Source organism: Burkholderia anthinoferrum (assembly GCF_002925705.1).
Taxonomy (GTDB): domain Bacteria; phylum Pseudomonadota; class Gammaproteobacteria; order Burkholderiales; family Burkholderiaceae; genus Burkholderia; species Burkholderia semiarida.
On sequence record NZ_LFZP01000044.1, the window covers coordinates 175,969 to 181,968 of the forward strand.

Here is a 6,000-nt window from a genome sequence, read left to right on the forward strand (position 1 = left end):
CTGGCTGCAGGTGCCGCTGCGCGCGGCAAAGGCACGAGTCCGCTGCGTAACCGACTTGATTATTCAGCGGAAATTGCGGTTAACCCGTGATTTTAACCATTGTTGCATAAAGGAAACATGGCGACCTTGAGCAGCAGCATTTCGCTTTGTGGCAAAAATCGGCTTTGCTACATTACGTCCGACTTCTTGCGAAGTTGATGGGGCTCGTCGACAGAACATAACTATCCGCCCCGTCAAAAAAATTCAGTGATTCTTGGAGATCCGCTAATGAAAAAGTCGCTTCTCGCGCTCGTCGCGCTGGGCGCGTTCGCTGGCGCTGCCCATGCGCAAAGCAGCGTGACGCTTTACGGCATCATCGATGAAGGCTTCCTCTTCAACAACAACGCAGGCGGCAAGCACCTGTACGGCCTCGCCAGCGGCGTGATGCAAGGCAGCCGCTTCGGCCTGCGCGGCACCGAAGATCTCGGTGGCGGCCTGAAGGCGATCTTCACCCTCGAAAACGGTTTCGACGTGAACAGCGGCAGGCTCGGTCAGGGCGGCCTGATGTTCGGTCGTCAGGCTTACGTCGGCCTGTCGAGCCCGTACGGTACGGTCACGCTGGGTCGTCAGTACGACTCCGTCGTCGACTTCGTCGGCCCGCTCGAGGCAGGCGACCAGTGGGGCGGCTACATCGCCGCTCACCCGGGCGACCTCGACAACTTCAACAACGCGTATCGCGTGAACAACGCGGTCAAGTTCACGAGCGCGAACTACGGCGGCCTCACGTTCGGCGGCCTGTACAGCTTTGGCGGTCAGGCGGGCCAGTTCTCGAAGAACCAGGTCTGGTCGCTCGGCGCCGGCTACACCAACGGCCCGTTGGTGTTGGGCGTCGGTTACTTGAACGCACGTACGCCGAACCAGTTCGGCGGCATGTTCAACAACGGCTCGACGTCTTCGTCGGTCTCGTCGCCGATCTACGGCGCGTACGCGAACAACGCGAACACGTACCAGGTCATCGGCGCGGGCGGTGCCTACACGTTCGGCGCGGCGACGATCGGTGCGACGTACTCGAACACGAAGTTCAAGGGCTTCTCGGCAGGCCCGTTCGTGAACCAGACCGCGACGTTCAACAATGGCGAAATCAACTTCAAGTACCAGTTGACCCCGGCGTTGATCCTCGGCGCGGCGTACGACTACACGCAAGGCAGCAAGATCGACGGCAACTCGGCGGCCAAGTACCACCAGGGCTCGCTGGGCGTCGACTACTTCCTGTCGAAGCGCACCGACGTCTACGTGATCGGCGTGTACCAGCACGCATCGGGCAACGTGCTCGATTCGAACGGCAACGTCCTGAAGGCAACGGCAGCGATCAACGGTCTGGCCGGGTCGAGCACCAGCAACCAGGTCGCGGCACGCGTCGGTATCCGTCACAAGTTCTAATCAGCTTGTCTGACAAGCCGCGGCATATTGAAGGCGCCTTCGGGCGCCTTTTTCTTTTCCGGGGCGGCGGGTAGGCCAGCGGGTGGCGGGGCGGCGGCAGTGGGTCGAGCGGGTCGACGGTAGACGTACGTCACGGCGCGCCGTCCCCTCCCCCCGACCGTCAGGCCGAAACGCGAGGCTTGCCGCGGTCTCCCGCACGTAACGCGCGCTTCCGTCATCCAGCCCGCCCCACAGACAAAAAACCCGGCAAGTGCCGGGCTTTGTCGTTCGATCGCATCGTTGCGCGCGTTACGCGCGTCCGTCGCGCAGTTCGCGCCGCAGGATCTTGCCGACGTTCGTCTTCGGCAGCTCCGTGCGGAACTCGACCAGCTTCGGCCGCTTGTACCCGGTGAGCCGCTCCTTGCAATAGGCGAGGATGTCCTTGTCGGTCAGCGCCGGATCCTTTTTCACGACGAACAGCTTCACGGCTTCGCCGGAATGCTCGTCCGGCACGCCGACCGCCGCCACCTCGAATACGCCCGGATGCGACGCCACCACGTCCTCGACTTCATTCGGATACACGTTGAAGCCGGATACGAGAATCATGTCTTTCTTGCGATCGACGATCTTCACGTAGCCGCGCGCATCCATCACGCCGACATCGCCCGTCTTGAAGAAGCCGTCCGCGAACATGACCTTCGCGGTCTCGTCCGGTCGGTTCCAGTAGCCGGCCATCACCTGCGGCCCGCGGATGCAGATCTCGCCGGGTTCGCCGAGCGGGACGTCGTTGCCGGCATCGTCGCGGATCGCGACTTCGGTCGACGGCAGCGGCAGACCAATCGTGCCGCTGTATTCGGTCGCCGTCACGGGGTTGCAGGTGGCCACCGGCGACGTTTCGGACAACCCGTATCCTTCGATGATCGCGGTGCCGGTCTTTTCGTACCAGCGCTTCGCCACGCCTTCCTGGATCGCCATGCCGCCACCGTTGGCGATCACGAGCTTCGACAGGTCGAGCTGACCGAATTCGGGATGGTTCAGCAGCGCGTTGTACAGCGTGTTGACGGCCGGAATCGTCGAGATCTGGTAGCCCTTCAGCTCCTTGATCATGCCGGCGATGTCGCGCGGGTTCGGGATCAGGATGCCCATGCCGCCCGTGCGCATCGTCAGGAAACCGCAGACGGTCAGCGCGAACACGTGATACAACGGCAGTGCGACGACCGTCACGAACTGTTTCACGTCCGGGAATTTCTCATGAGCCGGATGGTGCCAGGCGCCCGCCTGCAGCACGTTCGACACGATGTTCCGGTGCAGCAGCGTCGCCCCCTTCGCGACGCCGGTCGTACCACCCGTGTACTGCAGGAACGCGACGTCGTCGGGGCCGATTTTCTGCGGCTTGAACGTCTGCCGCGCGCCTTCGGACAGCGCGGCCTTGAAGCGCGTGAACGACGGCAGTTGCCACGCCGGCACCATCTTCTTCACGTTGCGCACGACGTAATTGACGAGCCATCCCTTGATGCCCAGCAGGTCGCCCATCGATGCGACGACCACGTGCTTGACGGCCGTATTGGCGATGACGGCCTGCAGCGTCGACGCGAAATTCTCCAGGATGACGATCGCCTCGGCACCACTGTCCTTCAGTTGATGCTCGAGCTCGCGCGGCGTATAGAGCGGATTGACGTTGACCACGGTATAGCCGGCGCGCAATACCGCGGCGATCGTCACCGGGTATTGCAGCACGTTCGGCATCATGATCGCGACGCGCGCCCCGCGTGCCAGACCGCGGGATTGCAGCCACGCACCGAACTCGCGCGACAGCGTGTCGAGTTCGCCGTACGTGATGCCCTTGCCCATGCAGACGAACGCGGTACGGTCCCGATACTGACGGAAGCTCTCGTCGAGCAGGTCAGGGACAGACGGATAAGGCGAGGAGTCAATTTCGGCTGGAACGCCGGGTGGGTACGATTTCAGCCAAATTTTGTCCATACCGCGCGTCTCCTCACAGATTTTCGAATGGTCGTGCTAAAACGCATCCTAACGGCTCCCCCGCCCCGAGACAACAGGGTTAGATGTCCACTTCGAACTTCCCTATCGATATCGTCTGATCATACGGCAATATTCGATCAAATCCGCTCAACTTCCACAAGACAATCGTAAAACGTCGCCGAATTGCCCAGATCGGTCAGCGCCTGGCTCGTCACTTCGTTCGCGTTCCTGCCGTCCGGCGACAGCTTCTTCCACCATATCGATAACCCGACGACCAGCCCGGCACGCGCACGATCGGTAATTCGCGCGAGCGCCTGCATCGAGCCGCGGTCATTGAAGATCCGGACGACGTCGCCCTCCGCGATGCCGCGCGCGCGGGCGTCGGACGGGTGCATGTCGAGATGCGGCTCGCCTTCCGTCGAACGCAGGCTGTCGACGTTCACGAACGTGCTGTTCAGGAAGTGGCGGGCCGGCGGCGAAATCATCGCCAGCGGATAGCGTGCGGCGAGCTCGGGCGCGGCCTCGGCCGACTCGAACGGCGGCTGGTAGTCGGGGACGGGGTCCTTGCCCATCTGCTCGAGCCGCGGGCTGTAGAACTCGCACTTTCCCGAAGGCGTGCGGAAGCCGCCGTTCGCGAACGGCGCGTCCAGCAGCTTGAGCTTCAGCCAGCCGGCCTGCTTCAGCGTGTCCCAGTCGCTGTCGAGCGCCGGATCGTCCCAGCGAAGCGCCGCGCGCGCGACCTCTTCGTCGCTGTGATAGAGCGCGGGCTCGTCGAGCCCCATGCTGCGTGCGATCCCGCGAAAGATCTCCGTGTTCGGCCGCGCGTCGCCCACCGGCGGAATCGCCGGCAGGTTTGCCATCACGTAGGTATGGCCGTACGACTTATGGACATCCAGATGCTCGAGTTGCGTGGTCGCCGGCAAGACAATGTCAGCGAAATCGGCTGTATCTGTCTTGAAGTGCTCTAGAACGACCGTGAACAGATCGTCGCGTGCGAAGCCTGCGGCGACCTTCGACGAATCGGGCGCGACCGCGACCGGATTCGAGTTGTACACGATCACCGCTTCGACTTTCGGCCCGAATGTCGCGTCGCCCGGGTGCAGCAACGCGTCGCCGATCGCATTCATGTTGATGATGCGCGGCAGCTTGTGCGGCCAACCCGGCATCAGATCCGGACGCAGCAGCGCCGCTTGGTTGACCGGTGCGGATTCCGACGACGAGAGCAGCAGCCCACCGGCCCGATCGCGCCATGCCCCGGTCAACGCCGGCAGGCTGGCGATCGCGCGCACGGCATTGCCGCCGCCGCGAACGCGCTGCATGCCGTAGTTGAGGCGGATCGAAGCCTTGCGGGTGGCGCCGTAGCGACGCGCAAGATCGATCAGTTCCGATGGGTCGATGCCGCAGATCTGCGCAACGCGTTCCGGCGGATAGGACATGGCGCGCGCCTTGAGCGCGTCGAAGCCGAGCGTATGGTCGGCGATGTAACGGTGATCGAGCAGGTTTTCGGTAATCAGCACATGCATCATGCCGAGCGCAAACGCGCCGTCGGTACCGGGCTTCAATGCGATGTGCTGGTGGCATTTCTCCGCGGTCAGCGAACGATACGGATCGATCGCGACAAGACGCGCGCCCCGGCGCTTCGCTTCCTGCGCGCGGGTCCAGAAGTGCAGGCTCGATGCAATCGGATTCGCGCCCCATATCAGAATCAGCTCGCTTTCCTCGAAGTACTCGAGATGCATGCCGACGTTGCCGCCGTACGTATATCGCAACCCCGCTGCGCCGGCTGCCGAGCAGATCGTGCGCTCGAGCCGCGAGGCGCCGAGCTTGTGAAAGAAGCGCTGGGCGATGCCCTCGCCTTGCACGAGCCCCATCGTTCCCGCATAGCTGTATGGCACGATCGCCTCCGGCGCGCGCGCGGCGATTTCACCGAGTCGACGCCCAATCTCGTCGAACGCCTCGCTCCAGCTGATTGGCATGAAACGCCCTTCCCCCTTGGCACCGACACGCTTGAGCGGGACAGTGAGGCGGTCGGGATGATGAACGCGATCCGCGTATCGGCTGACTTTCGTACACAACACGCCCTGCGTCGGCGGATGGTCGGGATCGCCCGTGACCTTGATCGCCTTGCCATTTTCGACGGTCACACGCATTGCGCATGTGTCCGGACAATCATGCGGGCAAACGGCCCGGGCTACTTGGGTGGCGGCGTTCATGGTCTTGAATGCAGAGATGGGGATTTGCAAATTTTACGTGGACACGCTGAATAACGCGTTCATTTCGCACCGATTGGGGATTATCTGACCGAAGACCAAGTGGAGGTGCCGGGTGCGGTGGAGGGAAAGCAACCGCACTGGACTGCTTGCCGGTGAGGCGCTTCAAGGCAAATGCGACCTTGATCGGAGATACGGCCAGTATGCGGCTGAATCACTAGAGATGGCAGCCATTGGGAGAATCGACGCCGCGATCGATGTGTCGGACGGGAAGTTCACTCAGGTAGGTCACCTTGGCAACGCTTTGCCCGTCCGCGTGCATTTCCATCGCTGAAATGCAAAAACCCCCGCCTTGTCGGGCGGGGGTTTCTGGCTTAGGGAGCCTGACGATTACCTACTTTCACACGGG

At 62.6% G+C, this 6,000-nt stretch carries 3 protein-coding genes; 1 reads left to right on the forward strand and 2 read right to left on the reverse strand.

The annotated features are described in order from the left end of the window. Positions 1-267: 267 nt before the first annotated feature. Complete coding sequence (locus tag C5F75_RS16475) at positions 268-1,419, forward strand: porin (protein WP_059580821.1); 1,152 nt, start codon at positions 268-270, stop codon at positions 1,417-1,419. Positions 1,420-1,707: 288 nt separating this feature from the next. On the opposite strand, the gene C5F75_RS16480 is transcribed toward C5F75_RS16475, so the two are convergent. Together C5F75_RS16480 and C5F75_RS16485 are read right to left on the reverse strand one after the other, a co-directional pair. Beyond that, positions 1,708-3,381 carry a long-chain fatty acid--CoA ligase gene (locus C5F75_RS16480; RefSeq protein ID WP_059580818.1) on the reverse strand — a complete coding sequence of 558 codons (1,674 nt, stop codon included), beginning with the start codon at positions 3,379-3,381 and terminating at the stop codon, positions 1,708-1,710. Between the two features lie 137 nt (positions 3,382-3,518). Next, on the reverse strand, positions 3,519-5,594 hold the full coding sequence (locus C5F75_RS16485) for a molybdopterin-containing oxidoreductase family protein (protein ID WP_059580816.1): 2,076 nt from the start codon (positions 5,592-5,594) through the stop codon (positions 3,519-3,521). Positions 5,595-6,000 lie beyond the last annotated feature (406 nt).

Bases quoted from the DNA above. Each gene is read 5' to 3' on its own strand.
- C5F75_RS16485 (WP_059580816.1), bottom strand. From the start codon at position 5,594: ATGAACGCCGCCACCCAAGTAGCCCGGGCCGTTTGCCCGCATGATTGT.
- C5F75_RS16480 (WP_059580818.1), bottom strand. From the start codon at position 3,381: ATGGACAAAATTTGGCTGAAATCGTACCCACCCGGCGTTCCAGCCGAA.
- C5F75_RS16475 (WP_059580821.1), top strand. From the start codon at position 268: ATGAAAAAGTCGCTTCTCGCGCTCGTCGCGCTGGGCGCGTTCGCTGGC.